This window comes from Marinomonas algarum, from assembly GCF_020532605.1.
In the GTDB taxonomy this organism is placed as follows: domain Bacteria; phylum Pseudomonadota; class Gammaproteobacteria; order Pseudomonadales; family Marinomonadaceae; genus Marinomonas; species Marinomonas algarum.
In genome coordinates this window covers 1-22,921 of sequence record NZ_JAJATW010000029.1, presented here as the reverse complement: position 1 = coordinate 22,921, position 22,921 = coordinate 1, and the positions used below count along the sequence as shown (strand labels likewise).

The following is a 22,921-nucleotide window of genomic DNA, read 5'->3' as shown; positions in this document are numbered from 1 at the left end:
TAATGCCTTCTTGTTCTGCAAACTCACGTCTCGACAATCGGCTTTGGTAGAGTTTTTGTAAAATGGCTTCTTTAAAGGCACTTGAATGTCTTTGGTAATCCACTGGTTTTCACTTACCGTCCCCTGTCTATTTATAATAACAAATGAGGCGACAACTATCCTGACACAGGGGGTAAGTGCCACATTAACCATGCTATAAATGTTGGAGTTGAAATGGCAGAAGTTTTTGAAAAGTACGTTAAATAAATGGGTATCAAGAAATTTTAGAGTTTGGGTCAGATTAAAAATAGCTCTGTCGTCGTTCCATTAAAAGAGCTTATCGGCCTAATTCAATCATAGCGCATGTACCAAACCTAAATCGCACAACCAGGGAAGATGCGAGTAAGTGCCGCACATGGGATAATTCATTTTTAACCTTCAAGCCTGACTATGTCACATAAACTTACTTTTGCCGACAGCGAATTGAACAATAAGCGTCGTAAAAAACGCAAAGAGTTTTTTTTGTCTCACACGGATGAATTGATGCCTTAAAACCAGCTTAAAGTTTTCCTTTTCAGGATCACTTTTGCACGTAGTCAAATAATATCCCTCTCCCCTTCCAACCAACCCACTCTTTTCTTCCCTACACTCCTTCTCTTTTTACGCCCCCCACTCCTCTGTTAACTTAACGTACTATTGAGCCAGGTCTTTCCTTTGTAACACCATCCTAACTTACCCAGTTAATACAGAAGTTACGTCTGCATCCCTATTCAACCTTTCTCGTTTATCGAGACAACAAAAGAAGCAAAAACAGAAACAAAAAGAAAAAGAAAAAGAAAAAGAGAGAAAAAATAGAAAGAAAAGAAAAAAAGAAAGATAAAGACAGAGAGATAATCTGTACTTTTTCGTGGACGCAGGCATTTAAAGCGTCAGATGAAAAAAATACGATGGATGATAGTTAGTTTGGTGGTTTAAAAGGGAAAGAGGGACATTGGTTGAATAGTGTGATTATTTTGACTACGTACTTTAAAATTAGTTTAATGGGTAATGATCGCTCATGATTCCAAGTACAGAACTGGTTTTTTACATAAGCGGGGGACACTCACGATGATTCATAACATTCAAACGACCTTGTCTGACCTTACGTTCGCCCTTAATGAACTTCGTCAGATCTGCCTTCTTTGCGATCACTGCAATCTACAATACTTACCGCCCTTGTTTACCAAGAAATCCGATCTTGATGATTCTCCGTATGATCGCATTATTGATTTCGACGGCACTCAGTTTACCCCACAGCCCGTTGTATTGCGTGAACGCATCAAAGACATTTGGGGCTTCTCTACTCCACCGAATCGGCTGAAAAATTCCTTGCCACGCTACTTAGGTCATTTTGCGTTACGGCCTCAAGACGCCGAGAAAGGCCTCAAACTGATCCACACCATCAACGAGCTGAAGAAACAGTTCTCTGTTGAGGCCACTGCCCTCTTTAAAGAACATGGCTACGTCCATAAAGAAAACCGACTGACTGATGCTCTGATCGATCTCGACGTTATCACCGAAACCGACAACGCAGAAATGATCATCCGGCCAATACTGTCGTCTTATTATGATGTTGTGACCAAAGCCTCTAATCGATGGGTGACGAAACCTTCACAACCCTGGGCGGCGAAAACGTTTGAAGATGCCATGGCGCTTTTGGAGGCAGACGACACACCTAATCCAGCGTTGAGTCGTGCCATGCAACAATTCGAAGCCCATTACCCAAACAGCAAATACGCCATTCGTTATGAGAACTTTCCGGCGCCCGAAATCCGTTACAACTACTATACCGACACAAAAGAACGTGGCCTTGGCCTAAAGCGCATCGCCAATGCCTCGCCTTTGATCATCTGTTTTTGGGATAACACAGAAAGGTTTGATACGTCGCTTCAGCCCCTTGAGTGTCGTTTTAATACCACCACCAACGTCATTTCAATGGCAAACGCCAAGGTGAAATTCACTACGCCGGTAAGACTGTTGGACACCGAGAATTGGTTTGGATTTAGAGACAAGCTATTGAACGGCGCACACTAACGATGCCTCACGTGTAAATATTTTCAAGGAACAGGATCATGATCAGCGACAACCTTCCAAAGAACATTGCTAATGAGCTAAATAAGAAGGGATTAACGGCCGACATAATTAATCCGCTAACACCGGACAATATTTTTGTTTTGTACTGCCAACGACTCAGCGCCCCATTCAAAGCCGAAGACCTTATTGCGCTTTATGATGGCGTGAGACTGTCTAACAGCAATCCCATGCTGAGTACCTTAATGCAGCAATACGGTATACCAACCGAGAGGCCCTCCTTTGGTGATTTAGATGCTATGAGCTTTGTTCTTTCTTACGTGCGAGCAGAGTACGAAAATTGGGGACAAGCGCTAACCACATTACTACTGACGTTGCGAAAAGCATTTAAGCCGTATGAGACCCCTAAAACCACTTACGCATCGTGCCCAGAAATCCACACATTAGAAATCAACAACAACGCCGTGTTCTTTTCCTTTAACTGTAAAAAGAAATTGTTTAATGACGAACAGAACGGCGTAAGCACCCGTCAGTTATTTATGTCAGTAGAGAGTCGCGCCAACAATCAGTATTTATCCAGCCTTCTTTCTCTTACCGAGATCACACAATTTCTAATGGCCTTGGAGGACAACAGCAGTCCACGGAAAACAGAGATAGCCAAACGCGCAACAAGCTCGGTTGTCTTTGAAATACGTGATGATATGAGGGCGGCCTTGTATCACAACAGCAAGCAAGGAAACCACTTCATCAACTTAACGCCATTAGACCAGCTCATGTTAAAGGGCAAATGCATCGAAGTATTGAAGCGCGGGTTCAACATGACCAGAGGAGAGCTTTATCATCTTATAGAAAGGTAGGTGTAAAGTTGCTAAGTAAAACATGATAAATGGTGTTGTCTGTGACTTGATAAACTAAACCGCTCCTGAAGAGGCGGTGTAATTGACGTCAGCTCAGAAGATATTTTTCATATCGCGATAAAAATTCTCATGAGAACCTAAAGCCATCAGTTCGAGAGTAACGGTGCCATCTTCGTAACTATAACCAAGTAATATAAGTTGTTTCACCATTTTAAATTTATACACGCGAAGGAAGGATAAATCGCCTTTCTTTTGCTGACCTAGAAGCGGATCTTCAATCACTTCTTTGATCGCGTTATCTAGATCCGCTTTTTGGTTTTTGTGTAGTTTTTTGACCGCTTTTTTAAAGGTAGGTGTTTGAAGAACTTGAGTAATCTTAGCCAAAGTTGTATTCCTCAAGTTTACCGGCTTCTTTTTCGGCTTTGGCAATGATTGCTTGTTTTACGAATTCATAGGGTAAGTCGGGGTTATCTTCCATCATTTCACCGATTTTAGCCCAGTGTTCAATTTGTTTTGGTGTTGTCCGGTTTAGAGCTTTAGCCATAATAGCCGCCTTATCAACCAAATTTTGGTCAAGTCGAATACTTGCAGTAGACATAATAAAACCTCCCTAGTGTGGTAAAAGAAGTGTAGCGGATTGCTACATTTGTAGCAATGCAAGTCATAAGAAAGCGTTCCAACTGAGCTCATACTGTTACGAGTTTAGGGTTCCCAAATTAGCGTCAGCAGTCGGCAAATGAACTTTGCGTTGTACGCGCATGCGCGCTATTGGAGTGTTATGCCTGAATTCAAGTCCGAAGTGCGACACTCTTCATTTCAAGAACCAAGCACATTTCTTTAAACACTACTGCTGGTTGCTTAAACCCTAAACACTTTTTAGTACGAATCGTTTCTTCGTTTTATTGCGAAGTCTATTTTTTCTTCTGCAACACTTCTTAAATCAATACTTTTGGGCACATATTGCCTGAGAAAGCTGTTGCTATTTTCATTTGCCCCACGCTCCCAAGAGCTATATGGATGAGCAAAATACACTTTCGTATCTAATGCTTCCGCTATCTCAGCGTGATAGGCGTGAGCGTCCGGCCATTCCCACCTAGATGTGTTTAATATTCCATGGCAGAAGATCATCAAGGCTGTCGTTAGCCTGTCTCTTTGGCAGTTCTTCGAAGAGTTTTACGAGATAATCATAAGGAATAAGGCCATTCGCTTTCGCTGTTTCGATGATGCTGTAAAGTATCGCACTGGATCGTGCGCCATTCCCCGTATTCGCAAATAACCAGTTTTTACGACCAATAACGAAGGGTTTGATGGCTCTTTCCGCTCGGTTGTTGTCAATGTTGATCTGCCCGTCTGTTAGATAAACAGTGAGTTTGTCCCATTGATTAAGATTGTATTGGATCGCTTTACCCAAGAGCGATTTTGGCGGCACTTGCTGAGCAGATTTTTCAAGCCAATTTTTATAAGATGCCAAGATCTCAGGCGCTTTTTCTTGCCGGATTTGCAGGGCTTCTTCAGCCATACCTTGTTGCTTGGCTAAGGCTTCGATGGCGTACAGTTTTTTGATGAAGTTAATCGCGACCGTTGCTTTACCCGCTTTAACTTTGGGCATGCCTTTTTCCGCTTCAATGAATTTTCGACGCGCGTGTGCCCAGCAACCGGCCAGCGTTGCCTTCGTGGATTCGTAAGCTGGGTAGCCATCCACATTCAGATAGCCATCGAACCCTCGTAAAAAATCGATGGCACATTGAGCACTTCGTGTCGGCTGGAAGTCATATAACACAATATTGGGTATTGGGCTTTGCCTATCGGGCTGATCTTTCCCAGTGCAATAGAGCCACATGTAGCAACTTGAACGGGTCTCTTTAATCACATTGAGTGCACACTTTCATCCGCCTGGATCACGGGTTGTTCAAGCAAGATAGTATGAAGTCGATCATAAAGGGGCTGTAATGCGATTGAGCATATTAACATCCAATCTGACATCGTTTGTCGACTCAGCTCAATGCCATATTGCTTGAACATGGCTTCTTGCCGATATAAAGGCAGGCTGTATTGGAACTTACCGGTAATCACTTGGCTTAACAGGCTAGGTGTCGCGATGCCTTTAGGAATAATACTGGGCGGCATGACAGCTTGCTTGATCGTTGTTTTCGTTTCAGTTTTTTCACACTGGCGGCACGCGTACTTAGGACGGATCGTTTCGATGACTTTTAGCTGAGCAGGAAGAAACTCTAATTTTTCAGACGTGTCTTCGCCGATGCGATGCAGTGGTGTCTGACAGCAAGCACAGGTTTTGTCCGATTCAGATATATCCACGACAACCGTTTCTCGAGGGAGATCTTTTGGTAGAGGTTTGCGCTTAGGTTTTGTACGCGTATAGGACACGGTTTGTGTGTCTGGTTCGTCAACGGAATCGTCGTCTTGCGAGTCACGATCGGATTCATCAAACAACTCCCCTTGGCCGGGTGACACTTCGGAGCCTTTACCAAACTGTTTTTGTTGAGCCAGACGCCATTGTTCAAGAATGAGCTGATACTTAGACTCCCATTCCGCAATTTGGGTATCTTTTTCTTTTAATGCTTTGTCTTGCTTTATTAATGATGACTCTTTTTCACCCAACAACAACGACTGCTCAAGTAAAAGAGCCTTAAGCGATTCAACATCATTGGGTAAGTCATCAGGAAGTATTGTCATGGCTTGGATTATACCAAGCGAATGCCCTAATCGTCATGGTATCGGTAGGTTAAATGTGGGTGAGCCTCTTGTAAGTTAAGCGCAAGACCATCTAGTAACCAATTTAGCTGACGGGGTGAGATCTGAATCGATAATTGGTCGTCATCAATACCAGGCCATTGAAAATGCCCTTTTTCAAGACGCTTATAATGTAGCCAGAAACCGTTCGATGCCCATTGCAATATTTTGACTTTATCGCGAGCTCGACCGCAAAAGACAAAAATATGATCGCTACAAGGCTCTTTTTCCAGATCGTACGCGACAATATTGCACAGCCCATCAATCGCTTTACGCATATCGGTTGGCCCACAAATGAGGGTCACATTAAGTTGAGCAGACGCGGTAAACATAAGTCTTTTATTCCCATGAAAGAAAACAGAAGACTTTATGGTTTTTGTCGGAGATTAGAAGGTGTGGTTTAACCGACGCTTACGTTTAACCGCGCCTGAAATTTCTACCTTTCAGTGGATTTCTATCATCATGTGTACCCTGCTCGCCGGTGGCGGTGTGTTTTGGGTCGCAGCAGAACCCATGGCGCATTTCTCCTCTCCTCCACCGTTATTCGGTGGCGAAGCAGGCACGATAGACGCGGCCTACAATGCACTGGCTCAAAGCTTTATGCATTGGGGCTTTCTCGCTTGGGCTATTTTAGGCAGCCTAACCGGCATTGTGTATATGTATTTGCATTATGAAAAAGGCTTGCCGCTGAAGCCTCGCACCCTTTTATACCCTGTGTTTGGCAATCGCGTGATGACAGGGCCATTTGGTGCTATCGTTGATACGTGTTGCGTTTTGGCCGTGGTAGCCGGAACCGTGGGTCCTATTGGCTTTTTAGGTTTGCAAGTCAGCTTCGGGCTAGAAAAACTGTTTGGCATTCAAAATAGCTACTCTACTCAGCTGTTCATTTTAGTCGCACTTATTGTTATTTATACCCTTTCCGCTGTCTCTGGTGTGGCGAAAGGCATTCAGTTCATGAGTCGAATGAACGTCGTTTTGGCTGTCGCTTTGATGGCTTTTATTCTTTTGTTTGGACCGACTGCCTTTATTATTGATGGCTACATTCAAGGCTTTGGTCTTTACCTAGATAACTTTATTCCTATGGCCACCTTTCGTGGCGACCCAGGCTGGTTAAACTGGTGGATAGTGTTTTTCTGGGGCTGGTTTCTTGGCTATGGTCCTCTTATGGCGATGTTTGTTGCCCGTATCTCACGTGGTCGCACCATTCGTGAAATGATCATATTAGTGTCCGTCGTAGCGCCTATTATTACCTGCTTTTGGTTCACGATTGTGGGCGGCAGCGGATTAGCCTTTGAATTAGACAATCCAGGGGTTATATCTGAACCTTTCACCGGTTTTAACTTGCCAGCGGCCTTGTTGGCCATCACTGAGCAGCTTCCGATGGGCTTTATCGTTTCGGTGCTCTTTTTAATCCTTACCACCATTTTTGTGGCAACAACGGGCGATTCCATGACCTATGCCGTGTCCATGGTGATGACAGGAACAGACCATCCGAAAAGCTCGATTCGTATTTTCTGGGGCATTGTAATGGGGGCGATGGCGGCCATTTTAATCTCCATCGGCTCCGGCGGTATTTCAGCGCTGCAATCTTTCATCGTGATTACCGCAGTACCCGTCTCTTTAGTCTTGCTGCCTTCCTTGTGGACAGCGCCGCAAATAGCCAAAAAAATGGCCGATGACCAAGGTCTATAACACGTAAAAACACCGCTAGCATTAGGCCAAAAAAGCCTGCTGTTAGCGGCCTAATAAGTGGCGAATGTGTTTTTCCCTTTTTTATACTTTAGGCATTAGAGAACACCATGATAGATGAAAAGATCACTGTCTCACTGCAGGATATTGAGTTACACACTACCCAAGCGCTGATATCACATGGTGCCGCGCCTTGGGTCGCGGCGGAAGTCGCAAATGCCGTCAGACAAGCCGAAGCCGAAGGCAATCTCATTTGCGGTCTGTTTTATTTAGACAGCTATTGCAAACAGCTCACATCAGGCAGAGTGCAAGGTAACGTGGAACCCATTGTCACCCAACCAAAAGGGTCGGCGGTTCAAGTGGATGCTCAGCTCGGCTTCGCACAAGCCGCTTTTGCCAAAGGCTTTGATAAGGCCGTTGAATTGGCCAAGTTAAACGGCACCGCGTCGTTGGCAATTTGTCATTCGCATACCTGCAACTCTATGGGGTATTTTACCGAGCAAATAGCAAAAACTGGCTTGATCGGCATCGGCATGACCAATGCACCTGCTTGCGTCTCTCCACCGGGTGCATCAAAAGCCGTGCTAGGCACGAACCCCATCTCTATGGCCGTCCCATCAAAAGAAGGCGGTGTCGCGTTTAAATTTGATCAGTCAACCAGTGCGATTGCCATCGGGAAGATTCGCATTGCCGCCGCGGCAGGTGAAAAAATCCCCTTCGGCTGGGCCGTGGATAAAAACGGCGAACCGACCGACGACCCCGTAGCAGGGTTAGAAGGCTCACTGGTTTCCGCGGGAGGTTACAAAGGCTATGGATTTGGCTTGATGGCTGAAATACTGGCCGCCGCTGTGACAGGGTCTAATAACAGTGTCGACGCGCCCGCACTTAAAACCACAGAAGGGGCGCCACACGACCTTGGTCAGTTTTACTTTTTACTCGACCCAACCCTATATTCAGGTGATGCCTTTTGGGAGAGGCTAGAAACACTACAACACGCCGTAAACAGCCAAGAAAACGCTCGACTTCCAGGTTCACAACCAAAAGACGTCACCGATGTGTTGATCAGCAAAACCTTATGGGACTCGGTTCTTAACAACATGCCCTCCTAGCGATAGCGATCCACATCCTATTGCTCACTGCCGCATCAAGGACGATGCGCCATTTTAAACACGCCACGGCCAGAGCAACATAATTCGCTTTAAGCGGCTATTCTTTTGTCTGCAACAATAAACATAGAAGAATCAAAACCACCCCAATCCAGCCCAGTACAGGAATAGACTCCCCCACCACAAACACCGCTAATACTGCGGCCACCACTGGCTCGAAAAGCGTTAACACATTGGCATTACTGGCTTTTACGTACCGCAAACCATAACCAAAACCTATGTACCCTAAGCACATGGGAACCAATGCCATGTAGCTGATGACCGCCACGTTCACCGCCGAGGCAAATAACGCATCGCCAGTAAAGACCAAAGTAGGCAGTAATAAAATCGCCCCTAACCCAAAAATACTCCCCATGACGGTCTGCGATCGAATCCCATCGTTGATCATGGTTTTCGCCCCCCACGAATAACCCGCGTAAGTGAAACCGGCCACCATACCCAGTACAACGCCCAGCGCCTTAGTATTCGACTCACTATCTGCTTGCTCTGATGACTCGCTAAACACAAGTAACGCCATCCCTACAACGCCAATAAAAAAGCTCATCAGCCAACGCCGAGAAATGACATTCTTTTTGCCAAAAAGACATTCGAGTAAAGCAGAGAAAAAGGGCGCCGTCGCAATGGATATCACCGTGCCTATGGCCACACCTGCCAACGCCATAGAAGAATAAAATGCCAATGGGTAAACAAAAAGAGCGAGGGTACTCAATACAAGGTTGGCCTTATGTTGACGCAAACGACTGACATCAAACTTAAAATATCGACAGGCTAAACAGGCTTGAATTAACCCTCCAACCCCCATAGAAAAAGCGCCAATCGCCAACGGGCTAATGTCTGGCGCGAAACTCGCAACCGTCCCCGTGGTTCCCCATAGCATGGCCGCAAATAAAATACATACGCTGCCATACTGATACGGCGTTAATCGATTCCTCATCATGATGTCGAGATTCCCATTGGATATGAGTGTAAAAACGAACCCAGATAATATCGAAAAGAAGCATGCTAGATTGTGCCGAAAAGACGCAATAATAGATCAAAAGGACGATTTTAATTACGCCCGTAAAAAAGCACGAGGAGAAACACCAAAGTACAAAGAAAAGCGACGACTGAACGCCGACAGATCGGTATAGCCTACTTTCTCGGCAACCATAAAGACAGGCAAGTCCGTATGCGTTAATAACGCTTGTGCTTTTTCCATACGTTGTTGAATGATGTATTGATACACACTCATCCCGATACAACTTTTAAAGCGCTTTTTAAATTGCGTCGGACTCAAACAAGACACAGCCGCAAGCACTTCAATACTAAGCGTGTGCTCAAGTTGTTCTGTGATCATTGCCTGCGCAGCACGGATACGAGCATCCTGAGCACCGGCGGTATCTTGCTGCTCTAACAACTGATAAAACACCGCCGTGATCGAGGACTCAAGAGTAGAGTCCACGTGATGCTCAAGTTGTTTCTCAACAAAATAAAGAAAACTCAATAGAGGTGGGGATACCGAGAAAATAAATGAGGTAACGTTCGATAGACAAGTCGGCAAAACATCGACATCGGCGACAATAAAGCGTGCGGCTTCATCCGCTTGAAAGGCATGACTTACGCCCGCTGGAATCACCACACACTCGCCCACCATGGCACGACCAAGCTCACCCATATTGATACGGCCTTTTATCGGCAAAACCAACTGATGATAAGCATCGTGAGCATGACAGTGTAATTGCTTAGTGTAGGCGCGGATACTCAAATTCATTGTCATAATGGCGCTATAATCATGATAAATAAACAGATTATCACACCGTGTCAAAAGGCCCATTACTTTTTGCAGCAACTGGGTCACGTGCGTAAGTTAAAGCGCACACTTACCTTACTGGCGTAATTTATCGATGAACCATCGTATTGCTCGACCCTTGTTATTCATGTGCCAACCCATAAAAACCGGCGTAACGGGTGCGTCTTTATTGATTGGAAGAGCGATCAGCTCTCCGGTCTTAAGTTGATTGCTAATACGATGAGTAGGTAAGAAACCTATCCCTAATCCTCTAATTTGGGCTGCTATTTTTTGTTCTAAAGAAGCAACACGTAAAACGGTTTGCTTCTCAAATAGTCTATGAGTTATTGGTGGGGACTTTTTGGAGGAGTCTTTAATGATTATTGAATGAAACGGTTCTGTGTCTTCCTCTGTTAGAGGACGCCGATACTCAAGTAATGGGTGATTTTTTCCTACAACAAATTGCCAGTCAATTACGGCAATTTCTTCAAATTTAATGCCCTGTAAGTTTGCTTGTGGAGAGGGAGCACCAATAACCAAATCCGTTCTGCGCTCAACAATGGCCTCCCAACTTCCAGCTAAGACTTCTTCTGTGATGTTAACTTCCACGCCCGTGTTGAGCTTGTAAAACGCTTCAATGACTTTGTATAACTCATTAACATCATAAATAGTATCTAAGGATATGTTGATTTGAGATTCCCAGCCACTGTCTACTTGTTTGGCGTTTTCTACAACACTTTGAGCGGCCTTAAGTAGCTCTCTACCCTGCTCTAAAAGCACTTTTCCGGCCGGGGTTAAAATAGAACGACGACCTTCTCGGCGATAAATAATGATGCCTAGGTCTTCTTCTAATTTTTGCACGGTATAGGTAATTGTGGATGGCACACGGTATAACGCAGCGGCTGCAGCAGCAAAACTACCTTTTCTGTCTATCGCATCTAGCACTTCACAAGCATCTAAAGATAATTTCATTCGCTCACCTATTTATATAGATATTTTCAAGAAAAACTGTTCAGTAAAATCGAACATAATTGTCAATATTACTCGATTTTAATTAAAAAAAATGCAGATATAATAGCTTTACAGTTCGAAAATACAAAACAATAAGTTGATCTTGTCATCAACGCTATATCAACTTAACAAAGAATAAGGTAGTTCATATGCAAATATTAAGTAGAGACTCATTACACAGAGGTGGCTTTGCAGGATTAAGAGAAACTCGCCTTGTTGTTGATGACAAAGTTGGCGGAAAAAACGATACATGGAATGGAATTGGCAACTTTATCTATTTAGCGGATGCGCGTTTTGCACCTAAAGGTCAAACAGGCATGCATCCACATAAAGAGCTAGATGTTATTTCTATTATGCTTGAGGGCAGCATTGAACACCAAGGTTCTATGGAAAATGGTAAGTCTATGCACACCAATCAAGCACAGGCACAACGTGCCGGCGGCGAAGGATTTGTTCACAATGAAATCAACCCAGACAACGCTGAAAATAGAATGCTGCAATTGTGGGTATTACCTGAAATATCCGGTGAATCTGCAAGCTATAAATTCCATGATCTTAAAAAGGACCAAATGGTTACAGTCTATGGTGGCAGTAAATCACAAAATGTCACACTTGATAGCCATACGATTATTGAAGTGGGTTTACTCACCAAAAATAAGAATGTCACGCATGAAGGCGAGTTTATTGCTTATGTCACCGGCGGTGAAGGCATTTTAAATGGTGGTGAAGTAAAAGATGGCGACCTAGTGCGTGATGAAAAATTAGATTTCACAGCAGTAAGCGATCAAGTTCACCTAACACTTATTTATGTAAATAAGGCTCATTAAGATGCTTTTTGCATAGACAATAAAAGCATTAACCCAATACATAATTATTAATGAAACCACAGGAAATTTACTCATGAAAAAAATACTGACCGTATCTGCAAGCAACAGCAAACATTCTATTAACAGAACGTTATTAGAGTTGGCCGCTAGCAAAGTAGAAGGGCATGACGTTGCTATGTTGGATGTTCGGGACTACCCAATGCCTTTTTTTAGTTTAGATAGAGAAGAAAATGAAGGACATCCTGAAGCAGCTAAGCAAGTACGTGCATTATTTGCGGAATATGATGCGTTTATCATTTCCTCTCCAGAGCACAATGGCGCAATACCAGCAGAGTTTAAAAATCTAATAGATTGGGTTTCACGTTTAGGTGACTTACAAAATCCAATGTTTGCTACAAACAAACCTGTATTTTTGCTGAGCGCTTCGCCAGGTCCAAGAGGTGGTGCAACCAACCTTCAAACATTAACGCAACTAATGCCGTTTTGGGGTGCTGATGTTAAAGGGTCGTATAGCTTAGGCAGCTTTTATGATTACTTTGTAGATGGAAAATTAAACCCTGAAAAAGAGCAAGAACTTACGAACTCGATAACAAACTTTATCGATGGAATTTAACTATTAAAACTAAGTCTCTAATACTTACTACAGAGTACTTTTAAAGCTGTTTAAAAGTAAATTGACTAAGTGAAAATCACCTTTGTAGTACACAAGCTATTTATGACTGGTGTACTACTTTCCTAGCTATGAAGAGCGCTAGATGTATCTGTGATGTCATGATTCAAGCTAGTTGAATGTCGTACAAAGAGCATAAGTCTAACCTGCTCTTACATACACACTTTTAAACCAAAAAGTAACAACTCACCTTCCTCTTAAAGCTTACCACCATCATGAAACAGGTTCAGCACCGAACTCTTTTAAAGCCAATAATGCTTGCTCTGCTTTTTCAGTCTGCACAAATACATGATCATGATAGTAAGCGGCAATTACGTTTGCGCTTATACCGTAAGATGATAATTTATTTGCTACGGCCGCAGTCAATCCGACTGCTTCTAAACTTGAATGAACAGTAAGAGTTATTTGCTTAAATGTGCCTTCAAAGTCCAAATTTTCATTCTTTGCCGCCTTGGCAGAAACGATAAGTGTTAAGCCTTCTGACTCTTTGAATGAAGCGAGTGGACTAAGATGTTTATAATCTGAATAATCACCAGCAACCGTACAAAATACATATTCACCATCTTGCATTTCTGGTGACATCGATTTTAATAATTTATCTAACTCAATAACACCTGACATAATTATAGTTCCCCCTGAAGCGCTACCAAATAGTCACTCACAACACATCAAGTTAAAGATCTGGTCATTTTAATCTCTAATTAGTAGTTGGTATGTATAATAGTGCGATCTGATATCCCTACACGTAACTTACTTAACATTTCTTTATTGTCTTCTAAGGAAGATACGAATAAGTCCCATGCATGAGACAATTTACTTTTAACCTTCGAGTCACACAATGTTACATCAACTTACCTTTACCGATACAACGTGTTTAGAGTTGATCAGGTGATCCGAGCCACAAGGGATTAATTCGTCTAAAAGACCGTACACAAGGCAGAATGAGCTTGTTTAGAGGCTAAAAGTACAGAAATGAATAGTATTTTGTGTTTTTAACCAGAATCAGACATCTTAATTATAATACGAACTTTTAGTCGCAATTTTCTTACTTCAGTACAAATTAAGATCTGCCTTTGCGGGAAGCTTAAGCAATGGGCGCGTTATTGATTATAGACAGCGGAGTGTTAACATCAAAAATTTGACCGCGTACCTCTTTTACACCCATTTCTTTTAAACGAGCGGTATGCATGGCTAAGTAAGACTTTGCTGATGCCTCATCTTCAAATAAGTAAATACCGCCGGCGACTTGGCCAGCTTGGTTCTCTGTCCATACTTTCCAAATAAACCCAGGCTCGTTGTTGATTGATTTGGCCAACCCCACCAGTGCATTGGACATTTCTTCCCCGAAGGGGCCAGCGAAGTCAAAATCAACTTGTAGCAGTTTTTTCACGTTTTTCTCCTATTGTATTATGAACCTATAACGTCATTACTTTGCAACGTTCGAGTATTTTACCGGATGTGTTGTTTGTTTTGTGTTGCAACAGTGTCCCCTCGGAAGCCGAGTTAAGCCCTTTACTCCACCATTCGTATTGTGGACTGGCATAGCGGGCACCGCTGCCTGATATCGCTCTTGTCATCGTGTGTTCTGTGCCTTGGTGCACAACTAAAATCTCATCTCCAGTTTGGTAAGTGACTCGGATAGTTTCACCGCTTATACACTGATAATCCAACGTAAGGGCGCGTTTACCCGACGCACTCGAACAAGCGCTGACTGATACCGCTAATGTCACTATGGTAAAGGTAAACAGTAGACGCATGTTATCTCCTTTGGTATTTAACAACTTAGGGTCAATGCCGCACCCATGATAGCAAAAGTGCCACTGCAGACTCGATTAAAGCGTTTTCCCATTTTTTTCTAGCCAAGGTCGAATTTTGTATACATTCCACTATAATTTCGCCCTACACAAAAATAAGCACCATCACCACAAACTGACTTAGCAAGGGCTGACTGATAATTTGCTTTCTCGCATAGCTTCGCTTGTCTCAGAGTCGATCCATAATTGGGATACTCACTCTAAGAAGAGAAATTATGAATTTCTCTTCTTCAGTCACATAAAAATTATAGTTGATATTCGCCAGCTCTTTCGGGCTGAAACGTCACTTGTATGATTTTGATTTTCAGGTTTCCACCGCCTGGTTTTGGCCACTCGATCTCATCACCGATAGAAAGACCAAGCAAAGCACTACCTACAGGCGCTAAAATTGAAATGGTTTTTCCGTTTGAATCCATATCTTTTGGATACACTAATGTTAATTCAAACTCTTTGCCTGTTGCTTCAACAATAAACTTAACCGTTGAGTTCATGGTGACAATGTTGTCAGGTACATCTTTCGGAGCAACAATCGTTGCACGCGTAAGCTCTTCTTCTAGTTCACTCACACCAGCAATATCCGTTTTAGGAAGTGAGTCTATTAGGTCTTCTAGTCTCTTCAAGTCCAATGAGGAGATAGTTATATCGGGTCTTGTTGTCATTTTTTCCTCGTTATTATTCATAATATTTGCTTAATACTTAGAGCAACTGCTATACAAACATCACTTACTAATACCATCGTTAATAATACGACGAGTAAAGTCTAGGAAGTCAGAGAAGATGTGGCTGAATCATTGCCCTAAGGTTCCCCATTGGAATCCGATACTAAAATTACATAAGTAAAGACGGCCAACAAAGATCATTAATAGCTGCATATTCATTAGCAATGACTTGTATTACCATGCACCAAGTTTGCACAAATAAATAGCAGCGCACCAAAATATCACAAATGTAAACATTACGCGCTGATAAGTGAAGTCTCTTGATAGAAAGTTAAGGATAACGAATGCGTAATAATATGCCCATCACCAGCAAAGAACACACTTTTGACAACGATACGAAACTCATTACTGTCACTGACAAGGCAGGTATCATTTTGGAGTTCAAAATAAAAACGCTAGCATCTCAATCACAACTTGACTTCGTGAACTACTCGTGGCTGAAGCCGACGAGCTTCCAAGTTATCAGCTAAGCGGCTAACTCTTCTTTTTTGACGCTTCGTTGGACACCGCTATTCGAGCTTCTGACTCGGATAGTCTTACGATTGCCTCCACGTACACTGTCTGGTTTTGTGCGTAATACGCCCTCGCCAGACAACACCGTTCCAGTGTCTAGTATTAAATTAACGGCCCGTTTCTTAATGACCAGTGATGCGTTGTTATCTGCATTGTCAGTGTTTCCACAGCAACCGCACACAAATAATTCTTGTGATGGACGGTTGTCGGGGTGAGTGTGACCGCACTTGGCGCACTCCTGACTGGTGTAGGCTGGATTTACTTTGAATACGGCTTTTCCTGCTTGGTAAGCCTTGTATTTTGTATAGGTTTCTATGATGTGCCAACCAACATTTAGGATGGACTTGTTTAGTCCTGCCTTTTGCTTGGCTTTGTTGGAAGTGTATCGACCCTGTTCGTCTTGCTTCGCCTTTGGCTTGCGCGTCATGCTTGAGGTTTTCAGTGCCTCAAACACAATAACCTTCGCCTTGCTGTCTACCAAAGATCGGCTTGTTTTATGAGCAAAGTCATTTCTAATATTGGCTTTTTTAGCATGATGATGAGCAATGCGATACTTGGTCTTTTTTCTTCGATTTGATGTTAATTTTTGGCGCGCCATTTTGCGCTGCAGACGTTTAATATAACGGTCAGCTTTGGTCATGTTCTTTTTTTGGTTGACGCAGAAGTCAAACGTCATTGACCCAGCGTGAACAGGAATAGCGACACCACGGTCTACACCAATGGTGTGTTCTTCCAGATACGCTTTTGTTGAGCCTTGCAGAAAGGCCAAGTGTTCAGAATGGCTTGATAGCTCTGCCTCGTCCTGACCGTTCTCATAGCAGAAAGACACATAATATTGACCGCGCTCTTTGCGCACATAAAGCGATTTTGGGATCTCAAACTGACTGTGAGCCTTAAAGGATAAGTAGCCAATATTATTCGTCTTAGGTTTGCGCTTAGGTCTTCCACAGGCGCCTTTCATGAACTTTTGGTAAGTCTGATACCAGTTAACCGCACTGTTTCGGATAATCTGACTAGGACATTGATAGAGCCAAGGGGACAGCTCTTTAGATTTAAATTGAGCGGTCTTGGTGTCAATTGGCGCATATGTACCGACAACACAAAACCGACGTGCGAACGTGCGATAGTACTTTTCTTCGTCTACTTTGGCGTTCCAGATACTACGCGCACACCCCATCCACTGGCTTAATACCTGCTTTTGACTGGGTGTTGGGTGGGCGCGCAGTTTGATGCCGACTAACAAAAAGACCTCTAATTTAACTGTATATATATAAGGGCTATCCATTTAGAGCAACCAATGTCAATATATAGTGATGATCATAAAATCTTCATCACTCAAAGCGGGTATTGATTACCCTAAAAATTGGAGTCAATTTGTTGACTGGTTCCACGATGAGCAAGCTTGTCGTGATTATCTGTACACGCTTCGTTGGCCTAATGGTTTCATATGCCCCAATTGTCTGGTGCATAATGTGCCCTATACTCTTCCCAAAAATAAACTTAAATGCGTTCAGTGTCGGAAACAAACTTCTGTCACAGCAGGTACTATTTTTGATAAAACAAGAACGCCTCTTAAAGATTGGTTTGCTGCGACTTGGTATCTCACTAATCAGAAAAATGGCGTTAGTGCACTTGGTATACAGCGTTTACTCGGACTTGGCAGTTATCAAACTGCTTGGGCTATATTACACCGATTACGCTACGCAATGATTAATCCTGAAAGAGATAAGTTATCTGGACTTGTTGAGGTGGACGAAACCTTTGTTGGTGGTATAGTCGATATAAATCAACAAGATAAGAAGAAGTTTGTTGTGTTGATTGCAATAGAGTTAATAGAACCAAAAAGGTTTGGTCGCATTAGATTACGACAGGTCGATAGAGCGACAAAATACAACGTTGAGCAATTCATAAAAGATGTAATTGAGCCTAACAGTCAAATTCACACAGATGGATCTGCGGCTTATGGTTCCGTTGATAAAATGGGATATTCAAGAAAAAAGACCGTGCATCTTGGTTCAAATATACCAGCCCACGAAACCATGCCAGGTGTACATCGAGTAGCTTCTTTGCTGAAGCGCTGGTTGTTGGGAACCTATCAAGGTGCCGTTCAATCTAAACAGCTAGATTACTACTTGGATGAATATACCTTTAGATTTAACAGAAGAAAATCTCGGTCTAGAGGGCTATTGTTTTATCGATTACTTGAGCAATCAGTGACAACAAAACCCCTAACCTATAAGGGCATTAAAACCAGATAAACACTAGATGTAGTGTCTGGTTGCTCTAAATGGATAGCCCTTATATATATCCAGTTAAATTAGATACTTCTAAACCGAAAGTCAAGCCCATTCGCCTTGACTCGTAGCTAAAGCAAACGAGTTTGCGGCGAAGACTTGATCAACAGTCTATTTCCGAGCTTAGACATCATGTCTTCAACAGATTATCTATCTATTGTTCGTTCCGGTGTTAGTGGAGAAAAGTTGCAAGCTATCGTTAAGATGACAGGTGAAAAGAGCTGATTCCTCACGCAATCGGAAAAAACACCTCATTTTTATCTATTATTATATAGCTATGAGATGCCTACAAAAGTGGGTCCATACCAGATCTCAAGGGACACACTCTGGTTATCTAGTGTGCTTAGCAACAAGCAACGTGTTGGTGGCAACTACGCATGGCAACAGCGCATTATCAAACCTGCACGACGCATTATTGATATCGAAATTCGAGCACGAAAATCAGCCCAAACTAAAGGTAAAGAAGCAGAAGTTGAGCAAGCGGTGCCTTCAACCGATGACGATATCACTGAAGAGGAAACAGATAACCCCGCCAACTAGGCTCCCATCAACGAGCCCCTCTCGAAGGGGCTTACAACAAACTATATAAAGTCCCAAAATGGTTACTCTAATAGATTAAAAGTCATTTAATGTCACCAAAAAAGAACACTAAAGAATAATTTGACAATATTACCTTAAAGTTCTAGATTAAGAACATTAGGTAGGAATATATCGCATAGTATAACCAAATAAGGACTTTATAATGAAAGGCGTGACAGCTACAGCATTAGCAGAAGAGATCGGCGACAGATTGAAGCAAGCTCGACTAAATCGAGACCTAACACAATCTGAAGTGGCGGAGCTTGCTGGCATTGCCCGCAAAACGGTTTTAAATGCAGAAAAGGGAAAAGTTCAGCTCGACATCATGATTGCTATATTAATGGCATTAGACCTCACGCAACAGATTGATCTATTTCTCCCTAAACAAGAAATTTCTCCCTTACAGTTAGCCAAACTGCAAGGAAAGAAAAGGCAGAGAGCCTCTGGCCAGCGCAGTAACAAAGATGAGGAAACACTAGAATGGTAATGGAAGTCATTAAAATAACATACCAAGACGATGTTGTTGGTGCGGTGAGTTTTGACACTGAAAAGGGACTTGGGTCATTTGAATATGATCCAGGCTTCATAAAAAAAGGGATAGAGTTGTCCCCGATCAAAATGCCATTATCGAATCGCATTTATAGCTTTCCCGAACTGGATTTCAATACCTTTAAAGGACTACCGGGTTTAATAGCTGACTCCTTACCGGATAATTTTGGTAACGCAGTTCTCAACGCATGGGTTGCCGGTCAAGGTCGTTCACCGAGTGACATTACACCACTTCAACGCCTCCAATATACGGGAAAGCGAGGCATGGGAGCTCTTGAGTATGCGCCAGCTACAAAGTTACGAAGTTTAAATGCTTCACAACAAGTAGAAATCCAATCGCTCGTTTCAATTGCACAAGAAATCTTAGATTCACGAGGTCATTTTGAAGTAGAACTCAAACAAAATGACCAAGACGATAAAGAAGCAATGATGTCTTTATTATCTGTTGGCATGAGTGCGGGAGGAGCACGGCCGAAAGCCGTATTGGCATTTAATGAAGATTTTAATCAAGTCCGCTCCGGCCAAACCAAAGTGCCAGTTGGTTTTACTCATTATTTGATGAAATTTGACGGCGTTAGTGAGCATAACAAAAATCAAGAAACCTTCGGTGACCCATTAGGCTATGGAGCAATGGAGTTTGTTTATCATCTAATGGCTAACAAATGCGGTGTCGATATGATGCCATGCCGCTTACTCCATGAAGGCAATCGACGCCACTTTATTACACAACGGTTTGATCGAATTAAAAACAGCAAGGTACACGTACAAACGCTAAACGGGCTTGCCCACGTTGATTATAAAAAGCCGGGGGCATTTTCTTACGCAGAGTTATTTGGCATTGCCAGACAGTTGAAGCTTTCTGCTGTTGAAGCTGAGCAGCTATTCAAGCGCATGACATTTAATATCATTGCTCGAAATCATGACGACCACTCAAAGAACTTTGCCTTTATTCTGAAAAAAGACAAATGGTCTCTCGCACCAGCTTATGATTTAGCTTATAGCTATAAACCAGGCAGTAAATGGGTGAACAGCCATTGGATGAGCTTGAATGGTAAAAGAGATAACTTTACACGCAGTGATTTCTATAGTTTAGAGAAACTTAGCCCTGTTTTTAACAAGAAAAAGATCGACGATATTATTGATGCAACGATTGAGCACGTATCAACTTGGCGTCAGCTTGCTGAGGAATGGAATGTACCAAAAACATTGATAGATGAAATACAAGAAAACTTGCGGCTAGATATTTAGTTAGGGAAACTGCGATTAAGAAGTTTCACAGCTGTCAGTGTTTCTGACTTGGTTGGAAAATCGCAAAATATCACCCATTTCAGTACTTTTAGCCTCAAAATAAGCTATTTTAGCCTTATTTAGAGGCTTTTAGACGGATTAACCCCTTGCAGCCCTTATCATCTGGTCAATCCTGAACACATTGGCTAAGGCAAACAGCATCGCCAGTTTGTTATCATTTTTCTCTAGGCCGCGATAGACGACTTTCCTAAACCCAAACTGACGCTTTATGATCCGAAACGGGTGCTCTACTTTTGCTCTGATACTGGCTTTTATGTATTCCGTTCGGATAGGTTGCTTGTTTATTCTTGGATGTTTCTTGAGAAGGCGCACCTTGCTTGGCATTTCAGCAATCAACCAATCCGCTTTGATGTCTTTTAGCTCTTCTCGTTTTTGAGCGCCTCGATAACCTGAATCCGCCGAGATAAAGCATTCTTCACCATGAAGCAGATTTTCTGTTTCTGTGATGTCGTGTACGTTGGCCGCCGTTGTGCTTAGACTGTGCGTTAGCCCTGTTCTAGCATCAACGCCGATGTGAGCTTTTAACCCGAAGAACCATTGTTTCCCTTTTTGAGTCTGGTGCATTTCTGGATCGCGTGCTTTCGCTTTATTTTTGGTTGAACTGGCCGCTTCAATAATGGTGGCGTCGACAATCGTGCCTTCTTTTAGATAAATCCCAGCGCTGGACAACCACTTGTTGACCTCTTTGAACAGCTGACGGGAGAGCTTATGCTTTTCAAGTAAGTGCCTAAAATTCATGATGGTTGTGTGGTCCGGAATAGCATTGTCCACCGACAATCCAGCAAACAAACGCATGGAGGTGATTTCATAAAGCGCGTCTTCCATAGCAGGGTCACTCATGTTGTACCAATGCTGCATGCAGTGGATACGAAACATGGTGGATAACGGATACGGTCTTCTTCCTTTTCCTGCTTTGGGGTAAAAAGGCTCAATCACGGCTTCAAGCTGATCCCACGGCATCAATTCATCCATGCGAGTTAAGAAAACTTCTTTGCGTGTTTTACGACGCTTGTTGTTGAATTCGCTGTCAGCAAAGGTAAGTTGATGTGACATGGTCAGACTCGAAGGTTAAAAATTAATTGTCTCATGAGAAGGACTTATTCGCATCTTCCCTAAAATAGCTTGCTTAGAGGCTGAAAGTACTGAAATGGATGATATTTTTCAACCAAGTCAGAAACACTGACAGCAGTGAAACTTCTTAATCGCAGTTTCCCTAGAAGAATAGCTTACCGTCAAATATGACCTTGAAGAAAATTGCTATTTAAAACACCAAAATAAGAGAGAGTTTATCGGTTAAACTCTCCGGCCATAATACAAATTGGATCATACAGATGCCTCATAACTACACGCCTACTTTGAAAAACTGGCTTTCTCTGCTATTGCTTACTTTACTGTGGGGGACGTCATTTATGTTCACCGCTGTCTCACTACAAAGCTTTAGCCCTTTGGCGATTGTCTCTCTAAGGGTTTTGATTGCAGCGATTATTCTCACTCTCTTTATGTATGCTAAGGGTTGGCGCTTGCCAGTGGAACCGTTGGCTTGGGGCGTATTTTTGTTGTTGGGTCTTGCGGGTAACTTGTTGCCATTCTTTTTGATTTCCACCGGGCAAAAGAATATTAGCTCAGGCATTACCGGGTTGTTGATGGCATTTATGCCGCTGGCGACCATGATTTTGGCGCATTATTTTGTGTCAGGAGAAAGTCTCAATCGCTTTAAAATCTTCGGTTTTTTGTTAGGTATTACTGGCGTGGTGGTTGTGCTTTGGCCGTCATTAGTTGGCGCTCACAGTAACTTACTGAGTGGCTTATTGATTTTACTCGCCACTTTAAGCTATGCAATAAATGCCATTTTGGTAAGACGATTACCTTCTTATAACGTAAGCGTCAGCTAAACCACACGTTTTAATCCTTGTCAAAAAACATAAAGTCTTTTTTTTTCTTTCATGGGAATAAAAGACTGATGTTTACCGCTTCTGCTCAACTCAATGTGACCCTCATTTGTGGGCCAACTGATATGCGTAAAGCCATTGATGGTTTGTGCAATATTATCGCCTACGATCTGGAAAAAGAGCCTTGTAGTGATCATATTTTTGTCTTTTGCGGTCGAGCGCGCGATAAAGTCAAAATATTGCAATGGGCGTCAAATGGTTTCTGGCTGCATTATAAGCGGCTCGAAAAAGGGCATTTTCAGTGGCCTGGCATTGATGACGAACAATTGTCTATTCAAATCTCACCTCGTCAGCTTAATTGGTTGCTAGATGGCCTGGCTCTCAATTTACAAGAAGCACACCCACATTTAACCTATCGATATCATGACGACTAGGGCATTCGCTTGGTATAATCCAAGCCATGACAAT

At 42.8% G+C, this 22,921-nt stretch carries 24 protein-coding genes and 2 pseudogenes; 12 read left to right on the top strand and 14 right to left on the bottom strand.

Features of this window, described 5'->3' with window-relative positions; genetic code table 11:
• Window positions 1-1,086: 1,086 nt before the first annotated feature.
• Together LG368_RS13920 and LG368_RS13915 are read left to right on the top strand one after the other, a co-directional pair.
• Window positions 1,087-2,052 carry a hypothetical protein gene (locus LG368_RS13920; protein WP_226755327.1) on the top strand — a complete coding sequence of 322 codons (966 nt, stop codon included), beginning with the start codon at window positions 1,087-1,089 and terminating at the stop codon, window positions 2,050-2,052.
• 38 nt (window positions 2,053-2,090) lie between these two features.
• Entirely contained in the window at window positions 2,091-2,906 is an 816-nt protein-coding gene (locus LG368_RS13915) for a hypothetical protein (RefSeq protein WP_226755326.1), read from the top strand.
• Window positions 2,907-2,999: 93 nt separating this feature from the next.
• On the opposite strand, the gene LG368_RS13910 is transcribed toward LG368_RS13915, so the two are convergent.
• The 5 genes and pseudogenes from LG368_RS13910 to tnpB (LG368_RS13890) form a co-directional block, all read right to left on the bottom strand.
• A complete protein-coding gene (locus tag LG368_RS13910) occupies window positions 3,000-3,290 on the bottom strand; it encodes a type II toxin-antitoxin system RelE/ParE family toxin (protein WP_226755325.1) in 291 nt (96 codons plus the stop codon).
• Window positions 3,283-3,504: a TA system antitoxin ParD family protein gene (locus LG368_RS13905; protein WP_226755324.1), complete on the bottom strand. Its 222-nt coding sequence runs from the start codon at window positions 3,502-3,504 to the stop codon at window positions 3,283-3,285. Before LG368_RS13905 ends, LG368_RS13910 begins: the two co-directional genes overlap by 8 nt.
• 190 nt (window positions 3,505-3,694) lie before the next feature.
• Window positions 3,695-3,977: pseudogene (locus LG368_RS13900) on the bottom strand (IS30 family transposase); the annotation flags it as partial.
• A 22-nt stretch (window positions 3,978-3,999) separates the two neighbouring features.
• Window positions 4,000-5,600, bottom strand: a pseudogene (gene tnpC, locus LG368_RS13895) (IS66 family transposase).
• Window positions 5,601-5,626: 26 nt separating this feature from the next.
• A complete protein-coding gene (tnpB, locus tag LG368_RS13890; protein ID WP_226755323.1) occupies window positions 5,627-5,989 on the bottom strand; it encodes an IS66 family insertion sequence element accessory protein TnpB in 363 nt (120 codons plus the stop codon).
• Window positions 5,990-6,050: 61 nt separating this feature from the next.
• Between tnpB (LG368_RS13890) and LG368_RS13885 the strand changes: the two genes are divergently transcribed.
• On the top strand, window positions 6,051-7,349 hold the full coding sequence (locus tag LG368_RS13885) for a BCCT family transporter (RefSeq protein ID WP_226755322.1): 1,299 nt from the start codon (window positions 6,051-6,053) through the stop codon (window positions 7,347-7,349).
• A gap of 107 nt (window positions 7,350-7,456) precedes the next feature.
• Window positions 7,457-8,455: an Ldh family oxidoreductase gene (locus LG368_RS13880; protein WP_226755321.1), complete on the top strand. Its 999-nt coding sequence runs from the start codon at window positions 7,457-7,459 to the stop codon at window positions 8,453-8,455.
• Window positions 8,456-8,552: 97 nt separating this feature from the next.
• Here LG368_RS13880 and LG368_RS13875 read toward each other — a convergent pair whose 3' ends face one another.
• The 3 genes from LG368_RS13875 to LG368_RS13865 form a co-directional block, all read right to left on the bottom strand.
• Entirely contained in the window at window positions 8,553-9,449 is an 897-nt protein-coding gene (locus tag LG368_RS13875; protein WP_226755320.1) for a DMT family transporter, read from the bottom strand.
• A gap of 114 nt (window positions 9,450-9,563) precedes the next feature.
• A complete protein-coding gene (locus LG368_RS13870) occupies window positions 9,564-10,268 on the bottom strand; it encodes an AraC family transcriptional regulator (protein WP_226755319.1) in 705 nt (234 codons plus the stop codon).
• A gap of 108 nt (window positions 10,269-10,376) precedes the next feature.
• Window positions 10,377-11,252, bottom strand: coding sequence for a LysR substrate-binding domain-containing protein (locus LG368_RS13865; protein ID WP_226755318.1), 876 nt, complete (start codon window positions 11,250-11,252; stop codon window positions 10,377-10,379).
• A gap of 188 nt (window positions 11,253-11,440) precedes the next feature.
• Here LG368_RS13865 and LG368_RS13860 point away from each other — a divergent pair, with 188 nt between their 5' ends.
• On the top strand, window positions 11,441-12,118 hold the full coding sequence (locus tag LG368_RS13860) for a pirin family protein (RefSeq protein ID WP_226755317.1): 678 nt from the start codon (window positions 11,441-11,443) through the stop codon (window positions 12,116-12,118).
• Between the two features lie 73 nt (window positions 12,119-12,191).
• On the top strand, window positions 12,192-12,731 hold the full coding sequence (locus LG368_RS13855; RefSeq protein WP_226755316.1) for an NADPH-dependent FMN reductase: 540 nt from the start codon (window positions 12,192-12,194) through the stop codon (window positions 12,729-12,731).
• Window positions 12,732-13,001: 270 nt separating this feature from the next.
• Here the strand turns inward: LG368_RS13855 and LG368_RS13850 are convergent, their stop codons facing one another.
• The 5 genes from LG368_RS13850 to LG368_RS13830 form a co-directional block, all read right to left on the bottom strand.
• Window positions 13,002-13,409, bottom strand: a complete 408-nt coding sequence (locus tag LG368_RS13850; protein WP_226755315.1) for an ACT domain-containing protein — start codon at window positions 13,407-13,409, stop codon at window positions 13,002-13,004.
• A gap of 463 nt (window positions 13,410-13,872) precedes the next feature.
• Window positions 13,873-14,178 carry a monooxygenase gene (locus LG368_RS13845; protein ID WP_226755314.1) on the bottom strand — a complete coding sequence of 102 codons (306 nt, stop codon included), beginning with the start codon at window positions 14,176-14,178 and terminating at the stop codon, window positions 13,873-13,875.
• A 25-nt stretch (window positions 14,179-14,203) separates the two neighbouring features.
• Window positions 14,204-14,545 (bottom strand): MliC family protein, encoded by a 342-nt coding sequence (locus LG368_RS13840; RefSeq protein WP_226755313.1) that lies wholly within the window; start codon window positions 14,543-14,545, stop codon window positions 14,204-14,206.
• 302 nt (window positions 14,546-14,847) lie between these two features.
• Entirely contained in the window at window positions 14,848-15,282 is a 435-nt protein-coding gene (rnk, locus tag LG368_RS13835; RefSeq protein ID WP_226755312.1) for a nucleoside diphosphate kinase regulator, read from the bottom strand.
• A 505-nt stretch (window positions 15,283-15,787) separates the two neighbouring features.
• Window positions 15,788-17,077, bottom strand: coding sequence for an RNA-guided endonuclease InsQ/TnpB family protein (locus LG368_RS13830; RefSeq protein WP_226755311.1), 1,290 nt, complete (start codon window positions 17,075-17,077; stop codon window positions 15,788-15,790).
• A 70-nt stretch (window positions 17,078-17,147) separates the two neighbouring features.
• On the opposite strand from LG368_RS13830, the gene LG368_RS13825 reads away from it, so the two are divergent.
• The 4 genes from LG368_RS13825 (at window position 17,148) to LG368_RS13810 (ending at window position 20,504) form a co-directional block, all read left to right on the top strand.
• The gene (locus LG368_RS13825; protein WP_226755310.1) at window positions 17,148-18,092 is read left to right on the top strand and encodes an IS1595 family transposase; all 945 of its coding nucleotides are present in this window, start codon (window positions 17,148-17,150) and stop codon (window positions 18,090-18,092) included.
• Window positions 18,093-18,467: 375 nt separating this feature from the next.
• Window positions 18,468-18,668 carry a hypothetical protein gene (locus LG368_RS13820; RefSeq protein ID WP_476703454.1) on the top strand — a complete coding sequence of 67 codons (201 nt, stop codon included), beginning with the start codon at window positions 18,468-18,470 and terminating at the stop codon, window positions 18,666-18,668.
• A gap of 202 nt (window positions 18,669-18,870) precedes the next feature.
• The gene (locus tag LG368_RS13815) at window positions 18,871-19,194 is read left to right on the top strand and encodes a helix-turn-helix transcriptional regulator (RefSeq protein WP_226755309.1); all 324 of its coding nucleotides are present in this window, start codon (window positions 18,871-18,873) and stop codon (window positions 19,192-19,194) included.
• The gene (locus LG368_RS13810; protein WP_226755308.1) at window positions 19,188-20,504 is read left to right on the top strand and encodes a type II toxin-antitoxin system HipA family toxin; all 1,317 of its coding nucleotides are present in this window, start codon (window positions 19,188-19,190) and stop codon (window positions 20,502-20,504) included. The genes LG368_RS13815 and LG368_RS13810 overlap by 7 nt, the downstream gene beginning before the upstream one ends.
• A gap of 138 nt (window positions 20,505-20,642) precedes the next feature.
• On the opposite strand, the gene LG368_RS13805 is transcribed toward LG368_RS13810, so the two are convergent.
• On the bottom strand, window positions 20,643-21,617 hold the full coding sequence (locus LG368_RS13805; RefSeq protein ID WP_226755307.1) for an IS5 family transposase: 975 nt from the start codon (window positions 21,615-21,617) through the stop codon (window positions 20,643-20,645).
• A gap of 278 nt (window positions 21,618-21,895) precedes the next feature.
• On the opposite strand from LG368_RS13805, the gene LG368_RS13800 reads away from it, so the two are divergent.
• The gene (locus LG368_RS13800; RefSeq protein WP_226755306.1) at window positions 21,896-22,456 is read left to right on the top strand and encodes a DMT family transporter; all 561 of its coding nucleotides are present in this window, start codon (window positions 21,896-21,898) and stop codon (window positions 22,454-22,456) included.
• Window positions 22,457-22,524: 68 nt separating this feature from the next.
• The gene (gene tnpB / locus LG368_RS13795) at window positions 22,525-22,887 is read left to right on the top strand and encodes an IS66 family insertion sequence element accessory protein TnpB (RefSeq protein ID WP_226755305.1); all 363 of its coding nucleotides are present in this window, start codon (window positions 22,525-22,527) and stop codon (window positions 22,885-22,887) included.
• Window positions 22,888-22,921: the final 34 nt, after the last annotated feature.

Excerpts from the sequence above, each read along its gene's own strand:
- LG368_RS13920 (WP_226755327.1), top strand. The coding sequence starts at position 1,087 with ATGATTCATAACATTCAAACGACCTTGTCTGACCTTACGTTCGCCCTT.
- LG368_RS13915 (WP_226755326.1), top strand. The coding sequence starts at position 2,091 with ATGATCAGCGACAACCTTCCAAAGAACATTGCTAATGAGCTAAATAAG.
- LG368_RS13905 (WP_226755324.1), bottom strand. The coding sequence starts at position 3,504 with ATGTCTACTGCAAGTATTCGACTTGACCAAAATTTGGTTGATAAGGCG.
- tnpB (WP_226755323.1), bottom strand. The coding sequence starts at position 5,989 with ATGTTTACCGCGTCTGCTCAACTTAATGTGACCCTCATTTGTGGGCCA.
- LG368_RS13880 (WP_226755321.1), top strand. The coding sequence starts at position 7,457 with ATGATAGATGAAAAGATCACTGTCTCACTGCAGGATATTGAGTTACAC.
- LG368_RS13875 (WP_226755320.1), bottom strand. The coding sequence starts at position 9,449 with ATGATGAGGAATCGATTAACGCCGTATCAGTATGGCAGCGTATGTATT.
- LG368_RS13870 (WP_226755319.1), bottom strand. The coding sequence starts at position 10,268 with ATGACAATGAATTTGAGTATCCGCGCCTACACTAAGCAATTACACTGT.
- LG368_RS13865 (WP_226755318.1), bottom strand. The coding sequence starts at position 11,252 with ATGAAATTATCTTTAGATGCTTGTGAAGTGCTAGATGCGATAGACAGA.
- LG368_RS13860 (WP_226755317.1), top strand. The coding sequence starts at position 11,441 with ATGCAAATATTAAGTAGAGACTCATTACACAGAGGTGGCTTTGCAGGA.
- LG368_RS13855 (WP_226755316.1), top strand. The coding sequence starts at position 12,192 with ATGAAAAAAATACTGACCGTATCTGCAAGCAACAGCAAACATTCTATT.
- LG368_RS13850 (WP_226755315.1), bottom strand. The coding sequence starts at position 13,409 with ATGTCAGGTGTTATTGAGTTAGATAAATTATTAAAATCGATGTCACCA.
- LG368_RS13840 (WP_226755313.1), bottom strand. The coding sequence starts at position 14,545 with ATGCGTCTACTGTTTACCTTTACCATAGTGACATTAGCGGTATCAGTC.
- rnk (WP_226755312.1), bottom strand. The coding sequence starts at position 15,282 with ATGAATAATAACGAGGAAAAAATGACAACAAGACCCGATATAACTATC.
- LG368_RS13825 (WP_226755310.1), top strand. The coding sequence starts at position 17,148 with ATGATCATAAAATCTTCATCACTCAAAGCGGGTATTGATTACCCTAAA.
- LG368_RS13815 (WP_226755309.1), top strand. The coding sequence starts at position 18,871 with ATGAAAGGCGTGACAGCTACAGCATTAGCAGAAGAGATCGGCGACAGA.
- LG368_RS13810 (WP_226755308.1), top strand. The coding sequence starts at position 19,188 with ATGGTAATGGAAGTCATTAAAATAACATACCAAGACGATGTTGTTGGT.
- LG368_RS13805 (WP_226755307.1), bottom strand. The coding sequence starts at position 21,617 with ATGTCACATCAACTTACCTTTGCTGACAGCGAATTCAACAACAAGCGT.
- LG368_RS13800 (WP_226755306.1), top strand. The coding sequence starts at position 21,896 with ATGCCTCATAACTACACGCCTACTTTGAAAAACTGGCTTTCTCTGCTA.
- tnpB (WP_226755305.1), top strand. The coding sequence starts at position 22,525 with ATGTTTACCGCTTCTGCTCAACTCAATGTGACCCTCATTTGTGGGCCA.